This is a genomic window from Desulfobulbus sp. (genome assembly GCF_031547805.1).
In the GTDB taxonomy this organism is placed as follows: Bacteria; Desulfobacterota; Desulfobulbia; order Desulfobulbales; family Desulfobulbaceae; genus Desulfobulbus.
Genome location: NZ_JAVBRQ010000025.1, coordinates 1 through 20106, shown reverse-complemented (window position 1 = coordinate 20106; position 20106 = coordinate 1). Strand labels below are relative to the sequence as shown.

The 20106-nt window shown below is 61.6% G+C and carries 18 protein-coding genes; 14 read left to right on the top strand and 4 right to left on the bottom strand.

Annotation, left to right across the window (positions count from 1 at the left end; translation table 11 throughout):
- Nucleotides 1-228: 228 nt before the first annotated feature.
- Both RMR13_RS08985 and RMR13_RS08980 read right to left on the bottom strand, forming a co-directional pair.
- Entirely contained in the window at nt 229-1032 is an 804-nt protein-coding gene (locus RMR13_RS08985) for a family 1 encapsulin nanocompartment shell protein (RefSeq protein ID WP_310600307.1), read from the bottom strand.
- A 25-nt stretch (nt 1033-1057) separates the two neighbouring features.
- Nucleotides 1058-1438 carry a ferritin family protein gene (locus RMR13_RS08980; protein WP_310600306.1) on the bottom strand — a complete coding sequence of 127 codons (381 nt, stop codon included), beginning with the start codon at nt 1436-1438 and terminating at the stop codon, nt 1058-1060.
- 320 nt (nt 1439-1758) lie between these two features.
- Here RMR13_RS08980 and RMR13_RS08975 point away from each other — a divergent pair, with 320 nt between their 5' ends.
- Entirely contained in the window at nt 1759-3006 is a 1248-nt protein-coding gene (locus RMR13_RS08975) for a hypothetical protein (protein WP_310600305.1), read from the top strand.
- A 139-nt stretch (nt 3007-3145) separates the two neighbouring features.
- On the opposite strand, the gene RMR13_RS08970 is transcribed toward RMR13_RS08975, so the two are convergent.
- Nucleotides 3146-4042, bottom strand: a complete 897-nt coding sequence (locus tag RMR13_RS08970; RefSeq protein WP_409070280.1) for a sulfite exporter TauE/SafE family protein — start codon at nt 4040-4042, stop codon at nt 3146-3148.
- A 487-nt stretch (nt 4043-4529) separates the two neighbouring features.
- Between RMR13_RS08970 and RMR13_RS08965 the strand changes: the two genes are divergently transcribed.
- The 13 genes from RMR13_RS08965 (at nt 4530) to RMR13_RS08905 (ending at nt 19163) form a co-directional block, all read left to right on the top strand.
- Entirely contained in the window at nt 4530-4805 is a 276-nt protein-coding gene (locus RMR13_RS08965) for a ferredoxin family protein (RefSeq protein WP_310600303.1), read from the top strand.
- 26 nt (nt 4806-4831) lie between these two features.
- Nucleotides 4832-5986, top strand: a complete 1155-nt coding sequence (locus RMR13_RS08960) for a 2-oxoacid:acceptor oxidoreductase subunit alpha (RefSeq protein ID WP_310600302.1) — start codon at nt 4832-4834, stop codon at nt 5984-5986.
- Nucleotides 5983-6831, top strand: a complete 849-nt coding sequence (locus RMR13_RS08955) for a 2-oxoacid:ferredoxin oxidoreductase subunit beta (protein ID WP_310600301.1) — start codon at nt 5983-5985, stop codon at nt 6829-6831. The genes RMR13_RS08960 and RMR13_RS08955 overlap by 4 nt, the downstream gene beginning before the upstream one ends.
- A 32-nt stretch (nt 6832-6863) precedes the next feature.
- Nucleotides 6864-7466, top strand: a complete 603-nt coding sequence (locus tag RMR13_RS08950; RefSeq protein ID WP_310600300.1) for a 2-oxoacid:acceptor oxidoreductase family protein — start codon at nt 6864-6866, stop codon at nt 7464-7466.
- Nucleotides 7463-10858, top strand: coding sequence for an FAD-dependent oxidoreductase (locus tag RMR13_RS08945; RefSeq protein WP_310600299.1), 3396 nt, complete (start codon nt 7463-7465; stop codon nt 10856-10858). Before RMR13_RS08950 ends, RMR13_RS08945 begins: the two co-directional genes overlap by 4 nt.
- Nucleotides 10851-12461 carry a hydrogenase iron-sulfur subunit gene (locus RMR13_RS08940; RefSeq protein WP_310600298.1) on the top strand — a complete coding sequence of 537 codons (1611 nt, stop codon included), beginning with the start codon at nt 10851-10853 and terminating at the stop codon, nt 12459-12461. Before RMR13_RS08945 ends, RMR13_RS08940 begins: the two co-directional genes overlap by 8 nt.
- 76 nt (nt 12462-12537) lie before the next feature.
- Nucleotides 12538-14958 carry a CoB-CoM heterodisulfide reductase HdrA2 gene (gene hdrA2, locus RMR13_RS08935; protein WP_310600297.1) on the top strand — a complete coding sequence of 807 codons (2421 nt, stop codon included), beginning with the start codon at nt 12538-12540 and terminating at the stop codon, nt 14956-14958.
- A 545-nt stretch (nt 14959-15503) separates the two neighbouring features.
- The gene (locus tag RMR13_RS08930; protein WP_310600296.1) at nt 15504-16226 is read left to right on the top strand and encodes a substrate-binding domain-containing protein; all 723 of its coding nucleotides are present in this window, start codon (nt 15504-15506) and stop codon (nt 16224-16226) included.
- Between the two features lie 155 nt (nt 16227-16381).
- Nucleotides 16382-17269, top strand: coding sequence for a tetrahydrofolate dehydrogenase/cyclohydrolase catalytic domain-containing protein (locus RMR13_RS08925; protein ID WP_310600295.1), 888 nt, complete (start codon nt 16382-16384; stop codon nt 17267-17269).
- Between the two features lie 10 nt (nt 17270-17279).
- The gene (locus tag RMR13_RS08920; protein ID WP_310600294.1) at nt 17280-17474 is read left to right on the top strand and encodes a hypothetical protein; all 195 of its coding nucleotides are present in this window, start codon (nt 17280-17282) and stop codon (nt 17472-17474) included.
- The gene (locus RMR13_RS08915) at nt 17458-17670 is read left to right on the top strand and encodes a hypothetical protein (protein WP_310600293.1); all 213 of its coding nucleotides are present in this window, start codon (nt 17458-17460) and stop codon (nt 17668-17670) included. Before RMR13_RS08920 ends, RMR13_RS08915 begins: the two co-directional genes overlap by 17 nt.
- 135 nt (nt 17671-17805) lie before the next feature.
- A complete protein-coding gene (locus tag RMR13_RS08910; protein ID WP_310600292.1) occupies nt 17806-18519 on the top strand; it encodes a hypothetical protein in 714 nt (237 codons plus the stop codon).
- Nucleotides 18516-19163: a FlgO family outer membrane protein gene (locus RMR13_RS08905; protein ID WP_310600291.1), complete on the top strand. Its 648-nt coding sequence runs from the start codon at nt 18516-18518 to the stop codon at nt 19161-19163. The genes RMR13_RS08910 and RMR13_RS08905 overlap by 4 nt, the downstream gene beginning before the upstream one ends.
- Nucleotides 19164-19274: 111 nt before the next feature.
- On the opposite strand, the gene RMR13_RS08900 is transcribed toward RMR13_RS08905, so the two are convergent.
- Nucleotides 19275-19895: a hypothetical protein gene (locus RMR13_RS08900; RefSeq protein WP_310600290.1), complete on the bottom strand. Its 621-nt coding sequence runs from the start codon at nt 19893-19895 to the stop codon at nt 19275-19277.
- Between the last annotated feature and the right edge of the window lie 211 nt (nt 19896-20106).

The window sequence follows — 20106 nt, the reverse complement described above, 5'->3', positions numbered from 1 at the left end:
AGGTGGTCTCGATTCGACGAGTCCGCCAGTTACGCACTCAAATCCTCAATGAATCCCGAGCAGCATGGGGGGACACCGACCCAATACGGCCAGCTGCAAATCCGGAAATTGCAAATGCAAGCCCTTAACCGGACATCAATGGGGGTAATCAGAAAAAAAAAGCCCCGAAACCGCGGCAAGGTTTGGCGGTTCGGGGCTTGGAAAGAAAGGCCGCTCGCGCGGTCCCGGTCAGGCGTTCAAGGAGAACCCCACCAGGGCTTCAGGCGCGATGACCCGGAATGTGAACGATTCGGTCACGAACAAGTCGATATCGCTGACCGTATGGCTGTGATAGCCGATGGCGAAATCCTGGCCCACGGTCAACTCGAGGTCGCCGCCCCGGGCCGAGACCAGCAGGGCGTCCCGGACGCATTCCGAATACACCACCTGGCCGCCGATCTGGCTCTCGAGCGTGGAACGCAGGGTACCGCCGGGTGCGCTCCGTGCCAGGAATTTCCACAGCGGCGCCGATACCACCAGGTTGGCAGGGCCTTCGACTCCGTCCTTCAGCATCATGGTCTGTCCCTCGGCCACGGTATCGACGATCATATCCATGTCCAGCTTCAGGGGCAGCGTCCTGTTCTTCACCGTGGCATGCAAGCCGTCGATATTGCCCGGCTTGAAGCAGTCAAAGAGCGTTTTTTCCTCGAACAGGGCGATTTCCCGGCAGGCCGCCACCAGGGCATCCAGTTGGACGTCCTTGGCACCACGGCCGATGTTGTCCAACTCCCAGGTCTCCAGCTTGAAATTGACCCGGGCCTCGATCAGCGGCAGCACTTGGTGAATGCCGTATTTGACCCGCCCGCCTTTCTGTTCCTTCGGCACCGACAGGCGCCCCAGGGTGACACAGGAATGGCCGATGCCGTACGGGCCGTCGACATCAATGAATTTGCGGCCGGACAGATTGGCGACCAGGGTTTCCCTGGCCATGGCGTCGATTTCGCTCCATCCTTGCTGGCTGATGGGTGCCAGTTCCCTTCGCAGTATATCCATATCGATCTCCTTTGGTCTCAGATAACTATTTTTTCAAGCTGCCGATTCCCAGCCCCTGGCCAACGGAAGAGGAGGTCGCCCCTGCCGGCGATGCGGCGGTTTCGCCGGTACCACCGAGAAATTCCGTTTCGACCTCTTGGGCGCCTTGTTGATAGAAGCCTTCCTCGGCCGGATCGAGTTCCTTGAGCAGGCGGAGAAATTCGCCGGCATGCACCTTCTCCTCGTTGGCAATGTCCAGCAGCACGTTCTGCGCCAGGACATTGTCGGTCGATTCCGCAAGTTGCTGATACAGCTGAATGGCTTCATATTCAGCGGCGACCATGAAGCGGATGGAGCGCACCAGTTCTTCATGGGTTAACAGGCGATCGTGTTTCAAGCCGCTGAAGGGTTGACCGAAATCAGGCATTGCTTCCTCCTCATGGGTGATGATGGATGTGGATTGCCCGCCATGGCGAGCAACAATGGCACGGGAACGGCACAGCATGACTATAAGTCTCAAACCGTAAAACGCCAAGCAAGGAGAAGGGAAAAGCGGCATTCTGCGCCGGCCTGTGGACCGGGGCGGGAATGGATGCCGCCGCCGACGCCGGGCGATTGCCGCAGCTATTGCTTTATCTTGTCGTGCGACTGGGATATGGTGCAAACCTTGTCGGATAACGAAGCCGGCTCTGCCGCCCTGCCGGGCAGGCACAAGCCATCCCTGTCCTTGAACCGTTTCCCGTGCCCATGATTGCCAAGCTCCTGTTCCTGCCGTTGACCGTACTGACGACGATTGTCCTGGCAACCCTTGCCGACGCCGCGCCCGCGGAAAAAACCATGGCCTTGAATCCGGCCACGCCCCAACCCGAACGCTTTGTCGTCCGGGGCACCTCGCTCGTCGATCTGCGCGCGCCGCAGCGACCCGTGTTTTTCCGGGGTATGGGCTATTCGCCCTTTCTTCCCGGCGAAACGCCGGTGCGCGGGATGCAGCCCGGCAACGACAACCGCTACCAGAACCATTTGCGCCTGATCAAGGACATGAACGCCAACTATATCCACGTGTTCCCGCGCCTGATGCCACCCAAGTTTTTCGAGGCCCTGGACAAGACCGACCTGGTCTACAGCCAGGACGTTTGGGTCTGGGCCTATGAGGACGATTTCCTGGCGCCCGCCTTTCAGGCCAAGACTTTGAACGATATCAAGGAAGTGATCGATCATACCTACAAGGTCGGCCGCCCGGACCGGCTGGTCCTCTTTTCCATCGGCGACGAACTGCAGGCCAAGTGTATCACCTCCACCGACGCCCGCCATCCCGAGGTCCGCGATTACCGGGGCAAGCACCTCACGGTCACCAACCGAACCCCCACCGAGGTGGCCCTAGCCAAATTGGTCGACGAGGCCATGGACTACGAACTCACCCGCTACGGCCGGCGCCATCTCTATTGCCATACCAGCTGGACCCATGTCGGCCCGATCAGCGACCGGCCGGACATCGAGGTCAGCCGGGAAAGCGTGCTGGTGCCGGACATGGGCGATCTGATCTGTCTCAATATCTATACCTATGCCAACGGGGTGCGGACCTCGCCGCCGGGTTCGGTCACCGGAACCGCCTATCAGGGCTATCTCGAACAGCTGGCAGCCGAAATGAAGCAGCCGATCCTGGTGACCCAGGTCGGGCTGTCGACCTCTCCGATTGCGCCCAAGCCCTGGATTCCCGGATTCGGCGGCCATAAGATCGAGGAGGTGCCGGCCACCTACAAATCGGTCTGGAAGGATATCCGCACCGCCAAGGGCCGGGAGAAATACAGCGGCCTGGTCTTTTTCGAACTGCAGGACGAGTGGTGGAAGAGTGCCAAGGGGCCCGAGGAGGCGCTACGGCAGGATCCGGACGACCCCGAGCAATGGTTCGGGGTGTACAGTGTGGACAAAAATCGCAACTTGACGCCCAAGGGCTCCATCCCGGCAACGGTGGGGACCTTGTTTGCCGAACCGTGACCGGCGGCAAGATGGACGGGCAGGGGAGGACGAGCGGCTCCGCTCGTGGCGGCTGAAGGGGGGCGGCAATTGAAAAAACAGTGCCGCCGGCCTGCCAGGAGAGGACTCCTGGCAGGCTTTTTTGTTTTCGTCTGTCCGCTTACTTGAAGAATTCGAGCACGTACTTGCTGGCCGTGCCGAACATGATGACCACCAGCATCCACTTGATCGCCTTGGCCGGCACGAATTTCTGGCAGCGGGCGCCCAGGTACATCCCGGCCATGCCGCCCAGGCCGAAGAGAACGCCCAGCAGCCAGTCCGGAGCCACCGACATCTGCGGATAGAGCGGGGAGATGGCGGTATAGAAGGCCACCCCGGCCACCGAGGTGACAAAGGTGCCCATCAGGGCCGCCCCGGCCACGGTATAGACCGGCAGGCCGAAAAAGGTGACCAGGAAGGGGGCGATGATCGCGCCGCCTCCGATCCCGTAGATCCCGCCGATGATCCCGACGATGAAACACAGGATCATGATCCCCATCACCGAAACATCGTACTGCATCCCTTGGAAGGTGTAGCCGATCCGCTTGAAATCGCGCTGGGTAATCGTGACCGTGGCATCCACCGGCCCGCTCTTGGCCGCGCTGTTGGCGGCGGCGGCCTGGCGTTTGAGCAGATCCTTGACCATTTTGCCGGCAATGTAAAAAATGACCGCCGCGGCAAACAGCTTGAAATTGCGGGGGTCGCGCAGGCCGGTCACCCGGACGAAGGCGCCGATCAACACCCCGGGCAAGGTGCCCAGAACCACCGCCCAGGTCAGCGGCCAGACCATCCGGCCTTCCTTGCAGTAGCGATATACCCCGGAGGGAATGGCAACGATGTTGTACAACTGGTTGGTCGAGCTGACCGAGGGATGGGTGTAGCCGAGCACCGACATCTGGAAGGGCAGGAGGAGGAAGGCCCCGGAAATGCCGCCCATGGAGGTGAAGAAGGAGATAACAAAGGCCACCAGCGGCGGAATCCAGGGATCGACGGTAACACCGGAAATGGGAAAGAGCATGGCGGTTTCTCCCTTGACCTGACAGGTCATTCATAGACACGATGAATTTTATTTTCGTGTCAGTATAAAAAGCAGTCCGCACTCTGTCAAGCGGGAAGAACGGGCGAATAATGGAGGAGCGACAGACCAGGAAAAGGGATCGGCTGCGGGCGGGTCGATGCATCCCGGTGCTTCGGCCCGGTTTGGCTGCCACTCGCCTCCATTGACTTTGATTTCATCACGACCGGATGACGCTCGAACCTGCCGACAGGACGCGGCGGCTTCTGCGGTGAGCGATTGGGGTGAAAAAGAGAGACGGGGGTGGAAAAACTGCACCGGTGTCTCTTGGTTTTGCGGGTTGCCCGTGATTGCAACTTGACTTTTGCTTGTTTATCAGTTTATTTGAAGCGTTCATTGTCGGCGGGAGATCCTGGGCGCTGGCCGCTTGTGCCGGCACCGCCGGACCTTTCTCCTGCGCTTGCAATTTCTTTCCCACAAGGCGGGCAACATGGCATTTTGGCGAGTCCCCCTCGACGCCCAGGAGATCCAGGTCACCCGGGGCGACGTCCACATCATCGACGACCGGTGCAAGGGCTGCGGCTACTGCATCGAATTCTGCCCCAAGGATATCCTGCAATTCTCCGACCGCTTCAATCGCAAGGGGTACCACCCCCCGGTGGTGACCCGGCCCAGCGAATGCGTCAACTGTCATTACTGCGAAATCATCTGCCCCGAATTCGCCATCTACTCGGTGGAAGTTCAAGTTGCCGCTTCATTGAAATAATTCTTCGTTTCCCCAAGAGCCGCGTTATGAAATCCGCTGTTTTGACCGGTGAACACTACATCACCGGCGACGTTGCCTGCGCCGAGGGCGCCATTGCCGCAGGGTGCACCTTTTTCGGCGCCTACCCGATCACGCCGGCCACCGAGATCGCCGAGCACATGGCCGAGCGGCTGCCCGATGTCGGCGGTACCTTCATCCAGATGGAGGACGAGATCGCGGCCATCGCCTCGATCATCGGCGCCGCCTGGACCGGGGCCAAGACCATGACCGCCACCTCGGGACCGGGCTTCAGCCTGATGATGGAAAACCTCGGCTTGGCGGTCTGCACCGAGACCCCGTGCGTCATTGTCAACGTGCAGCGGACCGGCCCTTCCACCGGCCTGCCCACCATGACCGGCCAGGCCGACATGATGCAGGCCCGTTGGGGATCGCACGGCGACTACGAATTGATCGCCCTGGCACCCTCCTCGCCGCAGGATTGTTTCTACCAGACTATCCGCGCCTTCAACCTGAGCGAAAAGTACCGGGTGCCGGTGCTGATCATGGCCGACGAGATCGTCGGCCACATGAGCGAGAAGGTGGTGATCCCCGACGCCGGCAAGATCAAGCTGGCCAACCGGCCCAAACCCACCGGCCGCAAGGACCGATTCAGGCTCTACGAACCCGGTCCCAACGGGGTGGCGCCCATGCCGGCCATCGGCGACGGCTACAACATCCATGTCACCGGCCTCACCCACGACGAGCGCGGCTATCCCGCCATGACCGTCGAGGCCCAGGAACAGATGCTCGCCCGGATCAAGAACAAGATCCGCGACAACCTCGCCGACATCGTCGAAACCGAGTCCTACCGCATGGACGATGCCGACATAGTGATCGTCTCCTACGGTATCTCGGTGCGCACCGGCCTGGCCGCGGTCGACCGGGCGCGGGCCATGGGCTACAAGGCCGGCCTGCTGCGGCTGGTCACGGTCTGGCCGTTCCCGGAGGCCCTGATCCGGGAAATCGCCGACCGCGTCAAGGGTTTTGTCACCGTGGAAATCAACCTCGGCCAGGTGCACTACGAGGTCGAACGCTGCGCCGGCGGCCGGGCCGCGGCCCATCTCGTCGGCCATGCCGGCGGCAAGATCATCCATCCGGACAAGGTCCTGGAATGCATCCAGAAGGAGTTTGAACGCCCATGACCGCCAATCCGAAAAAACTGGCCAAGCAACCCGAACACCCGCTGGACGACCTGATCCGTACCGACCGCATCCCCCACATCTGGTGTCCGGGCTGCGGCATCGGCACCGCCTTTTCGTCCTGCCTGAGCGCCATCAAGGCCACGGGCCTGCCGTACAACCGCTTCACCATGGTTTCCGGCATCGGCTGTTCGGCCCGTGGCGCCGGCTACATCAAGCTCGACTCCTTCCACACCACCCACGGTCGGGCCATTCCCTTTGCCAGCGGCATCAAGATGGCGCGGCCCGACCTGAAGGTGATCGTCTTTTCCGGCGACGGCGACCTGTTCGCCATCGGCGGCAACCATTTCATCCATGCGGCCCGGCGTAACATGGATCTGGTGGTGATCTGCGTCAACAACCTGACCTACGGCATGACCGGCGGCCAGGTAGCGGCGACCACGCCCAACATGGCAAAATCCACCACCACCCCCTTGGGCAATCCGGACGCGCCCTTCAACCTGCCGCTCTTGGCCTACGCCGCCGGCGCCTCGTACGTGGCCCGCTGGACTATTCTCCACACCCGCGACCTGACCACGGCCATCAACGAGGCCATCATGCGCAAGGGGTTTTCGTTCATCGAGGTCCTGTCGCCGTGCCCGGTCAACTACGGCCGCCGCAACAAGGAAAAGCCGATCGACACCCTCAAACTCTATCAGGACCGGACCATCATCAAGAACGGGGCCGATCCGGTCAAGGCGGATATCGATTTCGGCAAGGGCGTGGTCATCGGCAAGTTCGTCGACGTCGACCGCTCGACCTGCGACGACCGCTACAGCGAAATCACCCGTCCCTGCAGCGACGATTGATCGTTTATCCTTCACCCGGCAGCAACGACATCATGAGCACAAAAACGCGAACAAGCCAGATCGAGATCATCATCACCGGTTTCGGCGGCCAGGGGATCATCCTGGCCGGCCGCATCCTCGGCATGTCGGCCTCGCTCGGCGACAAGAAGGAGTCCACCCTGGTCCAGGCCTACGGTCCGGAATCCAGGGGCGGGGCCTGCAACGCCCAGGTGATCATCTCCGATCGTCCCATCCACTATCCCTATGTCAACACTCCCAAGATCCTGGTGGCCATGTCCCAGGCCGGCTACGACAAGTTCGCCCCGGCCCTAGCCCCGGATTCGATCCTGCTGGTCGACCAGGACCTGGTTAACCCGGAAAACGCGGTCTGCGACCACTACGCCATTCCCTCCACCCGAATGGCCGAAAATCTGGGCAACAAGATGATGGCCAATATCATCATGCTCGGCTTCTGCACCGCCATTACCCAGGCGGTGTCGAGCGAGGCCGCCCAGGTGACCATTGTCCGGTCGGTGCCCAAGGGGACCGAGGAACGTAACGTCGAGGCGTTCAACAAGGGATTCGACTACGGTCTGTCCACCCTCAAGGGACGGGAAAAACGGGCCGCCGGCCAGACAGGAGCCGTGCTGCAATGAAACGACAAAAAGAACGACTCTACCGGGTGATCGTTGCCGGCGCCACGCCGGAGGGCATCGCCGCCACCAACAAACTGGGCGAACTCGGCATTCCGGTCACCCTGGTCGACAGCGATCCCGATCTCGACCGCAAGCTGGCGGCCGACGAATACCGCCTGCCCTCGGGGTTGACCTTCAGCCACGCTCACCGGCCCGGCCTGATCCGGATCGTCCGCAACAGCTCGATCCGCGCCCTGTTGCCGGCCAGAATCAGCTCGATCAAGCACACCGCCCAGGGGTTCAGCGTCCGCATCGACCAGGAGCAGACCTTCATCGATCCCGACCGCTGCTCGCTGTGCGGCAAGTGCGTGGCCGCCTGCCCGGTGGAACATCCGGACCAGGGCCGCGCCCTGCGCTACCACGCCCGCACCAGCCTGCCGGGGCGGCCCTACATCGACAAACGCAAACAGCCGCTCTGCCAGGAAAACTGCCCCCTGGGGGTCAATGCTCAGGGCTACATCGCCCTGGCCTCCCAGGGCAAATACGAGGAGGCCCTGGAGCTGATTCGCCGCGACAATGTCCTGCCCGGCATCTGCGGCCGCATCTGCACCCATCCCTGCGAGGATGCCTGCCGGCGGGGCGGGGTGGACGATCCGGTTGCCATTCGTTCGATCAAGCGGTTTCTCGCCGACTACGAAGGCGCTGAGCTGAGCCGGAAAGAAGCGGCCGGCCCGATCGAGCAGGGCAGGGGGGAGCCGGCCCGGCCGGAAAAGATCGCGGTGGTCGGTTCCGGTCCGGCCGGGATCGCCGCCGCCGCCGACCTGGCGCGCAAGGGCTACGGCGTCACGGTGTTCGAAAAGGAAAAGGAAGTGGGCGGGCTGCTGCGCTACGGCATCGGCGCCCATCGCCTGCCCCGGAGCATCCTTGACCGGGAGATTCGGCTGATCGAGCAGATGGGCGTGGTCTTCGCCACCGGCCAGGCCATCGATCTCGCCCGCGATCTCGACCGGCTCGGCCGCGAATACCAGGGCGTGGTCATCGGTACCGGCACCTGGCACGACCGGAGGCTCGGGGTCGAGGGCGAGGACCTGGAAGGGGTCGAGGGCTGCCTGGCCTTTCTCGCCCGGCGCCAGTGGGACAACCTGACCCGCCTGAACAAGCGGGTGGCGGTGGTCGGCGACGGCAACTCGGCCTTTGACCTGGCCCGCACCCTGGCCCGGATGGGCGCCAAGGTGAGCATTATCTCCTGGTTCGGCGCCGACCACATCCCGGCCGATCCCGACGAGGTGCGCGAGGCGGTGGAGGAGGGCGTCGCCATCGTCGCTTCCACCCAGGTGGTGGCCTTCCGAGGACAAAACGGCAGCTTCACCCACCTGGAATGCATGCCCACCAAGCCGGGCCGGCCAGATGCCCGCGGCATTGCCTGGCCCGAGATCGTGGCCGGCGAGCAGCCCTTTCCCCTGGCCTTCGACCTGGCCTTTGTCGCCGTCGGTCAGGTGGGCGGATTTGATGGCAGCAGCTTTGGCGGCACGATCGCGGTGACCGAGCGCGGCTTCATCGCCACCGACGACCGGACCCGGACCTCGAGGCCCGGGGTATACGCGGCCGGCGATACGGTTTCCGGTCCCTCCTCGGTGGTCAGGGCCATGGCCTCCGGCCGCCAGGCCGCCCGCGCCATCCATTTCGACCTCACCGGCATCGAGGAGCAGGGTGCGAAGACCCGGCCGGAAGCCAAGGACTTCTGCTGCATACCCGACGATCTGCCCAAGCGCCAGCGGACGGCCATGCCGGAGCGCCAGGCAAACCTGCGCAAGAGCGATTTCAAGGAGGTGGCGCTGGGCTTCAATGCCATCCAATTGGCGGCCGAGACCAGCCGCTGCCTGCAATGCGGGGTGTGTTCCGAATGCCTGCAATGCGTGGCTGCCTGCGGCGCGCTCAAGGCCATCGACCACGGCCAGGCGCGGGAGGAGATTGTCGAACAGTGCGGCGCGGTGATTGTCGCCGATCCCAACATCGCCCCCAACATCAAGGGCGACGACATTATCCGCGCCTACGGCCCCAAGGCGGCCCGGCCGGATGTGATCGACATGATCGTGCGCGGTTTCGATGCCGCCGCCCGGGCCATGCTGCTGTTGGGCGGCGCGGCCAAAACCACCAAAGGGCACGGCTTGTCGCTTTCCATTCCCGACTCCGGCCTGTCGCCGGAGGTGCGGATCGGCGTTTTTGTCTGCCGTTGCAACGACTCGTTCGGCTGGCTGGACGGCATGGACGAGCACCTGGCGCATTTGGCAGAGATCGACGCCGGCATCGTGCATACCGAGGTACTGACCGCAGCCTGCGTGCCGGAAGGCACCCAATCGATCATTCGGGCGGTGCGCGAGAAGGGCATCACCCGGATCGTGCTCGGTTCCTGCGTCTGCTGCCCGCTCAATTTCGTGTGCAGCGCCTGCACCGACCAGCGCAGCCGCCTGAAAAACAGCCTGTTCCACGGCACCGGCATCAGCCGGTCCATGGTCGAGACCTGCAACCTGCGGGGCGAGGTCCTGCGGCTGGTCGAATCCAAGCCGGGGTTGGCCCTGGAGCGATTCAAGGGGCTGCTCGGCCGCTCGATCAAGCGGACCACGACCTTGAAGCAACTGCTGGCGGTGGACCGTAACTATAACTTCGCCGCAGCGGTGATCGGCAATTCCCAGGCCACCATCACCAGCGCCCTGACCCTGGCCGACAGCAACCACGAGGTGTTCCGGTTCGGCACGGTCGAGCAGCCGCTCAAGGACCTGATCGAGCATCCCAACATCCATAACTTCCCCGAATGGAACGTGATCGGGATCAGCGGCACCCTGGGCGATTTCCAGATCCTGATCGAATCCGGCGGCCACGGCCAGACGTTGCGGGCCGGCACGGTCATCCTCGGAGAAAAGGCCCGGCGCCGGATCGCCTACACCCACCAGGAGGGTCTGCCCAGCTCCACGGTCGAACCGCTGGTACAGCAGCGCGGGGTGGTCAACGTACCCTTTGCCTACCCTTGCGCCACCTCGGTGCCCGGCCTCTTCCTGGCCGAGCCGCCGGGCATCAATGTCTCCAAACTGAAAAAAGGGACGGCGGCGGCGGTAATGGTGGCCTCGGCCATGCCGCGCGGCCCGCGGCAATCAAAGGGCGTCACCGCCACCATCGACCCGGCCACCTGCCGGGGTTGCGGCCGTTGCGTCAGGATCTGCCAGTATCATGCGGTGACTCTCCAGACCAACCAGGTCGGCGGCTGGCATGCGTATGTCGACGAGGCCCTGTGCAAGGGCTGCGGCAACTGCCTCTCGGTCTGCCCCACCGGCGCCGCCGACAGCCCCTACCGCAACCGGGCCTTCCTGGAACAGGCCCTTGAGGAATTGCTCTGCAAGGACAGCGTCCATGAATGATCACGCCACCAACAGTCCGTTGAATATTCTCTTGTTTCTGTGCAACTGGGGGGCGCATGCCGCCTTCCTGACCCTGCAGGACCAGCGCCAGCCGATTCCGGACGAAATCCGGATGGTGCGGACCCCCTGCACCGGACGCATCGACCGGGCCATGATCCTCAAGGCCTTTGCCAAGGGCGCCGATGGCGTGGCCCTGGTCGGCTGCGAGCCCGGCACCTGCCGCTACGGCTCCGGTACCGCCACCTCTACCCGCAATACCCAGGACGTGCGCCAGATCCTCGACCTGATGGGCCTGGGCGGCGAGCGATTGCGTTTTGCCGGCTTTTTCCCCGAACAATCCGGGGAGCTGCTCGCCTTTCTCCAGGAATTCACCGTCGAGATCAAGGCCCTCGGCCCGGCCGGGATCGCGGCCGGACCGCCCCCGCCGCCCCCGGCCATGGACGAGCACAAGCGTTCCCTGCGGCAGTTGGTCGCCACCTACGATATCCATGCCTGCCAGGATTGCGGCAAATGTTCCTCCGCCTGCCCCCTGGCCCTGATCGGCAAGCCGTTCTCGCCCAGGGCCATTGCCGCGGCGGTGATCACCGGCGGCATCCACGCCCCCGGCGTCCGGGAAAACGTCTGGTCCTGCCTGACCTGCGGCCTGTGCTACGACCGCTGTCCTTCGGCGGTCAATTTCCCGGCCTTTATCAAGGAATTGCGCCATCTGTACCGCCAGACCGACCTGCCCGGCCAGGAGGTGCACGGCGGCTTCTTCCATTCGCTGATGCGCTCCATGAGTTTTGGCGCCGTCACCCCGAGGCGCTGGGGCGGGCTGCCGGAGGAAATCCGCGTCGACCCGCAGAGCACCACCGTGTTTTTTGGCGGCTGCGCCCCGTATTACGACATCTTTTTCGGCAAGAACAACGACAGCCAGACCAACCGGATTCTGCTCGACAGCCTGCGCCTGCTCAATTTCTTCGATGTGGCGCCCAGGGTGCTGACCGACGAGCGCTGCTGCGGCCACGACCTGCTGTGGTCCGGCGACCGGGAAAATTTCCTCAGGATCGCCCGCCTCAACGTCGAGCAGTTGAACGATCTGGGGATCGAAACCGTGATCACCACCTGTCCCGAATGCTACATGACCCTGCACACCACCTATGGCGAGCAGGGCCTGGCGCCCCGTTTCCGCGTGGTCCATCTCTACGATTTCCTCGAGGAGCAGATCGACAAGAACGCGGTCGGCTTCAAGCCGCTCAACCGTTCCATCACCTTTCAGGATTCCTGCCGCCTGGGGCGCTTGGAAGGGCGGACCGATTTGCCGCGGAAACTGCTCAAGCGGCTCAAGCCGGTCAAGTTCGAGGAGATGAAGGAATCGGCCGGGGCCTCGATCTGCTGCGGCAACTGCGCTTGGACCGGCTGCGACAGCTACAGCAAGGCCCTGCAGGTCAAGCGGCTGGAGCAGGCCCATGCCACCGGCAGCGACCTGCTGGTGACCGCCTGTCCCAAGTGCCAGGTGCACCTCAAGTGCGCCATGGAAGACCCGTTCCGGCGGGAGCAGCTGCAGATCGAACTGATGGATCTGACCAGCGTCATCGCCCAGACCATCCACTGGGAAGGATGAGCCCGGATTTTTCCGGAAAATCACTGTCAAAAACACCGAACATCTTGAACGACATTCGCTTTATCGGAGAATGAGTATGTCCAAAAATCCCCCTGTCAAACCCGCCGAGCAGGAACCCCGCATCGGGGTGTATGTCTGCCATTGCGGGCTCAATATCGCCCAGTCCGTCGATTGCGCCAAGGTGGCCGCCGAAGCGGCCGACGCCGCGGACGTGGTGGTGTCGAAGGATATCGTCTACGCCTGTTCCGAGCCGGGGCAGCAGCAGATCAAGCAGGATATCCTCGACAACGACCTGAACCGGGTGGTGATCGCCTCCTGCTCGCCGCGCCTGCACGAAGCGACCTTCAGGAAGATGCTCGATTCGGTGGGGGTCAACCCCTATCTGCTCGACATGGCCAACCTGCGCGAGCAGTGCTCCTGGGTGCACATGAACGACCGCGAGGGGGCCACCGCCAAGGCGGAAACCCTGGTCGACATGGCCGTCTCCCGAGTGCGCCATCTCGAACCCCTGCACGAGGACACCCTGCCGCTCACCCCCAAGACCCTGATCATCGGCGGCGGGGTGGCCGGCATCCAGGCGGCGCTCGATCTGGCCGACAGCGGCTACGAGGTCACCCTGGTGGAGAAGGGACCTTCCATCGGCGGCGTCATGGCCCAGCTCGACAAGACGTTTCCCACCATGGACTGTTCGATTTGAATCTTAGGTCCTAAGATGACGGATGTCGGTCGACATCCACGGATAAAGTTGTTGTGCTTAAGCGAAGTGGTCGATGTGAAGGGATATGTCGGCAACTTCAAAGTGAAAATCATCAAGAAGGCCCGCTATGTCGACGAGACGAGCTGCACGGCCTGCGGTGACTGCGCCAAGGTCTGCCCGGTGGTGCGGCCCGATGAATTCAACATGGGCCTGGGCTCGCGCAAGGCGATCTACAGTCCCTTTGCCCAGGCGGTGCCTTCGTCGTACCTGATCAATGCCAAGGAATGCCTGGGGCACAATCCGGCGGTCTGCTCGAAATGCGTGGAGGTTTGCGCCAAGGGGTGCATCAATTTCCACATGTCGGACGAGGAGATCATCGAGGAGGTCGGCACGCTCATCGTCGCCACCGGCCTGGTGCCCTACGATCCGACCGAGATGGACGAGTACGGCTACACCCGCTTTGCCAACGTGCTCACCAGCCTGGAGTTCGAGCGCCTGGTCAATGCCGGCGGCCCGACCAAGGGAGGGCTGATCCGGCCTTCGGACCGCAACCACCCGAAATCGGTGGGTTTCATCCAGTGCGTGGGTTCGCGCTCGGCCACCAAGGGCGGCCATTACTGCTCCAATATCTGCTGCATGAACACCGTCAAGTCGACCTTGATCATCAAGGAGCATTATCCCGATGTCGAGGTCAAGGTGTTCTATATCGATATCCGGGCCTTCGGCAAAGGGTTCGAGGACCTATACACCCGCAGCCGCCGCCTGGGCGCCCAGTACATCCGGGGCTTGCCCGGCTCGGTCGAGGAGACCGAGCGCGGCAGTTTGCGGGTGGCGGTCGAAAACGGTGCCACCGGCAGGCTCGAATTCCACGAACTCGACATGCTGGTCCTGGCCCAAGGCATGAAACCGGCGCCGGCCACCCAGCGGTTGCAGGAAATCATGGGCTTGCAGCTGACCTCGGACGGCTTCTACCTGGAAGCCCACCCCAAGCTCCAGCCGGTGGATGCCGCCACCCGTGGCATCTTCTTCGCCGGTTGCGCCGAGGGGCCCAAGGACATCAAGGAATCGGTGACCCAGGCCTCGGCTGCGGCCATGCGCGCCATCCGCCTGATGCACAAAGGTGAGATCACCACCGAGCCGATCACCTCGACCATCATCGTCGACAAGTGCAAGGCCTGCGGCAAGTGTGCCGAAGTCTGCCCTTACAACGCGATTTCGGTGGACGTCAAGGCCAAGAAGCCGGCGGTGGTCAACTCGGCGGCGTGCGCCGGCTGCGGTACCTGCTCGGCCGAATGCCACTTCGACGCCATCAGCATGAATCATTTCACCGATACCCAGATCCTGGGCCAGGTCGATTCCATGCTCCAGACCGCGCCGGAGTCGAAGATTTTGGCGTTCGCCTGCAACTGGTGCTCCTATGCCGGGGCCGATTACGCCGGCGTTTCCCGTCTGCAGTACCCGGCCAATGTCCACCTCATCCGGGTGATGTGCTCGGGCCGGGTGGACGAGAAGTTCATCTGGGAAGGGTTCCGCCAGGGCGCGCCGGTGATTCTGGTCAGCGGCTGCCACATTGGCGACTGCCACTATATCGACGCCAACCACTGGACCCAGAAACGGGTCGATCGCATCCGCAAGAAGATGGAGAAGATCGGCCTGCGGCCCGAACGGTTGCAGCTGGAATGGATCAGCGCCGCCGAGGGCATCCGCTTTGCCGAAACCATGCAGCGGATGGAGACCTTGCGCCAGGGCGTCACTGCCGAGGAAATCGCCGAAACCCAGGGCATCCTCAGCAAACTCTGATCTGTTTTTGTTCCTTTTTTCGTTCCTTTTGCGCCCCGGCAAACAGACGATTGTCCGCCTGTTTGCCGGGGCGTTTTTGTTGTATTCCCCGTCTCAGTCCGGCGATTCATCCCAGTAAGGGGATGCTCTCTGTTTTTTCGGCACAACAAATATTTTGCATATTTCCTTTTTGTCGTATAATTCACCATGCTTATATCATTCTGATTCCCATTGGACTTCAGCCAGGATCGTTCGCTGGCAATCGGCGCTGTTCTTTACTGCGGAAGCCGGTTGAGTAAACGAGATCTCTCACGGCGTTCGAGATGACAATTGCCCCGCGTTGTCAATGCGGCTGGGGTTGTCATTGCGCGAACGCTTCTGCTGGTCTTCCGACGAACGCAGAAAGGGGGAATCTCAAATAGTTTCAGCAGAATACCGTCCGGGATGAAATCGGCTGAATTTAAGTGGCAACCAGTTCTACCATTGACCCGAACCCTGGAGAATGCCCGATGATGACCTCTATCCCTCGCTGTTTTCCGAATGTTCTGCTCGCAACGATCTGTTTTTTGGGACTCGTCATCGCCCCTGCTCGGGCGAGCGAAGTGACCATCGGCACCGGCGCGGCCGCTGCGGAAAACATCTTCAAAAAAATCGAATTTTCCCTGAATAGAACCCTAAACATCAAGTTGAACATCATCGACAGCGGTCCGGTCCAGGCCCTGAAGGATCTCGATGCCGGCAAGCTGCACTGCGCGGTCGGCGGCCTTGCCTTTGCCGATTGGATGGAAATGATGAAGAAGGACGGCTATGTTGTTGCCGATCCGTCCGTATATCGCAATTGGGTCATTGGCCAGGACAGGATCAAGGTGCTGACCAACCTCGATGTGCCGGTGAAGTCGCTGTCCAAGGAGCAACTGGTGGCGATTTTCAGCGGCGCGATCACCAACTGGTCGCAGGTCGGCGGGCCCGATAAGCCGATCGTGGTGGTTGTGGGCAACCGGATTCCCGGCACGATGTCGGTGTTTCAAAAGCAGATCATGGGCAACGCCGCGTTCACCAAGGAGGCCATGGTCGGGACGACCGCCGAGGACATCAAGAGCCGGGTCATCAGAAACGCCGGTGCCATTGGCCTGGGCACCGTTTCCCAGGTCGATTATCTGGTCAACGGGCCGGAAATCCCGGAAATCGCCCGGCCCATCACCCTGATCACCAAGGGCGCGCCCACGGAAGACGTGGAGAAAATGATCAATTATATCAACACGGCCGGCCAGCGCTTCATCATCAAGTAAAAACGCGGCCGCCGGGCTGGCGGCACGGTGGGGAAATATCGGCGGGGCCTGGCAGGGCCTCAGTCTCAGCTTGAAAAAAACAGTCGGTGTGTGCTAGGCTGACTCTTTCTGACATTCAAGCTTTTTTCCGTTCCTCTTCCAGTACACGCAGCCCCATGCCAGCAACCATCATCAACGGCGCCGCCGTTGCCAAGACCATTCGCCAGGAAATCGCGGCCGAGGTGGCCGCGATCAAAAAGCGCCACGGCCTGACCCCCGGCCTGGCCACCATTCTGGTCGGCGAGGATCCGGCCTCGCAATCCTATGTGGCGGCCAAGAACAAGACCGCCCACGCCCTTGGCATCCATTCCGAACAAATAACCCTGCCGGCCACGACCAGTGAGGAGGAATTGCTGCGCCTGGTCGAGCAATGCAATCGCAACCCGGCCATCCACGGCATTTTGGTGCAACTGCCCCTGCCTCGGCACATCGACGAGCCCAAGGTGCTGTTTGCCATCGATCCGGCCAAGGATGTCGACGGATTCCATCCGGTCAACGCCGGCAAGATGATGCTCGGCCAACGCTGCTTCCTGCCCTGCACCCCGAACGGCATCCTCGAACTGCTCCAGCGCACCGGGGTCGAAACCTCGGGCGCCGAGGTGGTGGTGGTCGGACGGTCCAACATCGTGGGCAAGCCGATCGCCAACCTGATGCTGCAAAAACGGCCGGGCGGCAACGCCACCGTGACCATCTGCCACACCCGCACCCGCGACATGGCCGCGCATACCCGTCGGGCCGACATCCTGATCGTGGCCGCCGGCGTTGCCAAAATGATCAAGGCGGACCAGATCAAGCAGGGCGCGGTGGTCATCGATGTCGGGGTCAACCGGGTGGGCCAAAGCGCAACCGGCAAGGCGGTGCTGGCCGGCGATGTCGATTTCGACGACGTGCTCGACAAGGCCGGTGCCATCACCCCGGTGCCCGGCGGGGTCGGACCGATGACCATCACCATGCTGATGCAAAACACCCTGCAGGCCGCCAAGCAGGCGGCCGGGCTGATGTGAGCGCGCGACCATGAGCCAAGAGGCCAAGAAAGTCTGCAACACCTGCGGCGGCATCGGCGAAATCGGCTATTTCCAAGGCGAGAGCCGATTTTTCATCACCCGCGAGGAATGCCCCGCCTGTTGCGGGCTGGGCTATGTCCTTGACGAAGAACCGGGAACCGCCGCCCCTGGACAGCAGGATGAAAAAAATGAGCGACAAGACTGAGATGCAAACCGGCGACCTCTGGGATGCGCTGGGTTCGCTTGCGGACGATCAGGCCACCCAGGTGCTGGCCCACCTGTTCACCCGTTTCGAGCAGCGCTGGCAACAGTGCCCGGACGACCCGGCGCCCGAGGCCTTTTTCCGGATGCTAGCCGTGGCGGTGGAGCATGTCCAGTCCTGCAATATCAACCGGCGCTGACCTCAACGGCGGGCATTGCATCCGAACGGCTGGGACCTGGTCAGGCCTACACGTTCATTTTTCTATTGTTCCGGCGGGATGCGTCCGAAAAGAAGAAAGTCGAAGGGTAAGCGGTTCATTTTTTCGGGAGAAACGATGCGAAGCGGATGGATGATGGTCCTGTTCCTGGTGGCGGTCGGCTGCGCGGCCGGAGGATGCACGCGCGGGCCGGGGGCTTTTTTTGCCGGCCAGGAGGAGATCGATTCGGTGGATCAGTGGAACGTGCTGGCCAACCACGTTGCCGACCGGGTCAGCAAGGAGCTGATACAACAGCAGCATCTCAACTCCACGATCTATGTGCGCCATGCCTGCGGTGCGCCGGGTAAATGCGGCGGCGAGGGCACCTTTGCCTTTGACGAGGGGTTCAACGACCTGCTGACCACCCAACTGGTCCACTTCGGCATTCCCACCGCGGCGTCGCCGGAACGCGCCAGCCTGACCCTCGAATACAAGGTGCAGACCGTGTATCATTCGTCGGGATTCGGCACCTGGAACTGGCCCAAGCCCGGCATGTTGATCGCCCTGGCCGCCGGCATCGTGGTGCTCGAAGACGCCCCCTGGGAATTGATAACCGCCGCCACCGCCGCCGAAGTCTATCGCAACAACGGCGGGTCGGGCGGCCATTACGAGGTGATCATTACCACCTCGATTATCGACAAAAAGCGCTATCTTATGCGCTCCTCGGATATCTATTACCTCAACAACTCCAATCTTTGGCACTTCCGGCCGTCCACCCCGGCCAAGGAAATCCAGTTGACCGGCAACAGCGCCTCGCCCTCTTCCCGACCCGCCAGGAAGGCCCCGCTATGATCCGCCGCCGCCGATTCGTTTGCTTGCCCGGCCTGGTGCTGGCGGCGTTTTTCGCGCTGGCGGGATGCAGCCAGTTCAACGGCACCCGCCTGGAGCCGCTGCTCGGCGGCGACATCGATCTTGCCGCCCTGGGCGACGAGGTGGCGGCAACCCTTGCCAGCCAGCCGGTCCCGCCCCTTATGCCCAACCAGCCCGAACAGCCGATCCTGGTCACCACCCTGGTCAACAACGACGACCTCAACGACACCTCGAGTTTCGGCCGCACCTTCCAGAACAGCATTGCCGCCGGCTTTGCCAAACGGGCCTATTCGGTCAAGGAGATCAAGCTCCGCCGCGACCTGCTGGTGAAAAAGAACGAGGGCGAGTTCATGCTGACCCGCAACCTGCAGGAGATGGCCGGCACCCAACGGGCCCAGGCCGTGGTGGTCGGCACCTATACCCTGGCCAACCGGGTGATGTATCTTTCCGTCCGCCTGGTGGCGCCGCGCAATCAGGCGATCATCGGCGCCTATGAAGACAAGATCTATTTAGACGACAACAATTTGCGCCTGCTCGGGCTCAAATTCAAAGACAGCACCGATGAGGATCCCATCAACCCGGTGCTGCCCCCCCGCCCGTCCGTCCTCGACAAGATCCTCTATTGACCCTGGTCGTCGGTTCGCCCCTGAACCGTTTTCATTGCCTGGCGTTCCCTGTCAATCGGGAAACGAAAGATCCACAAAGGTAATCCGATGGAATAATCAGCAGCCAATTCGTCATAGTTTTGAGTGCAACAATTCATACCCCATTTGTCTGACGGCCGGATAGATCGGAATGTTGTCATACCCTCGCACCTCTTCAGACTGTCGACCGACAAGACTAGATCCGCCCGACCACGATTTTCGGAAAGTGTCATAGTTATCTTCGACTTCCTTATCAAAATGAGCACCTCCATCCTTGTTAACAATGGCCAGTACGAGGTCCTTTCTCGTCAAATAGAACTTCTGATTTTCGAATACGCGGTAGCCCCACCAATCATCGAACGGTACGAATGTGAAGTGCTCCTTGGGAGTGGAAAAGTATCGTTCGTCGCATAGTGGCCAGTACTTGGCCTCGCCTCCTTGGCCATCGTTGACCCCAACATTAATCCGGCGGACTAGCCCCAAATGGACTGATTCCCTTGGGTTTCTAAAGTTCGTGTTCAGAAACTGGCCTTTCTTTCTTTCAAGATGAGTGAGTAGTGAAGTGCTACTCCCAGTGTCATGAACGAGAACCCGAATTGCCGTGGCAATTGAAACAGCGACAATCTCGTTGCCGCTGTCGAAGCAATCACACAGTGCTTTTATCAGTTCTGTGTGCTCTTCGAATTTGTTGGACAGACGATTGGCAATTTTCATAGTAATCACCCACTATTAGTAGGTCCTCAAAGTAGAGCCTATGCCGATTACGTTGCCTGTGCCGACATAAGGGTATCTTGAAAATTAGATGCAGTAATCTGCGGCGAATTAAACAATTAAATTGTTGATTTATCGATATTATGTTATTGTTTCCATCGTTTTAAAGAGCCTTGTCACCTTCTGACCCGATGGAGAGCCGCCATGATTCAGC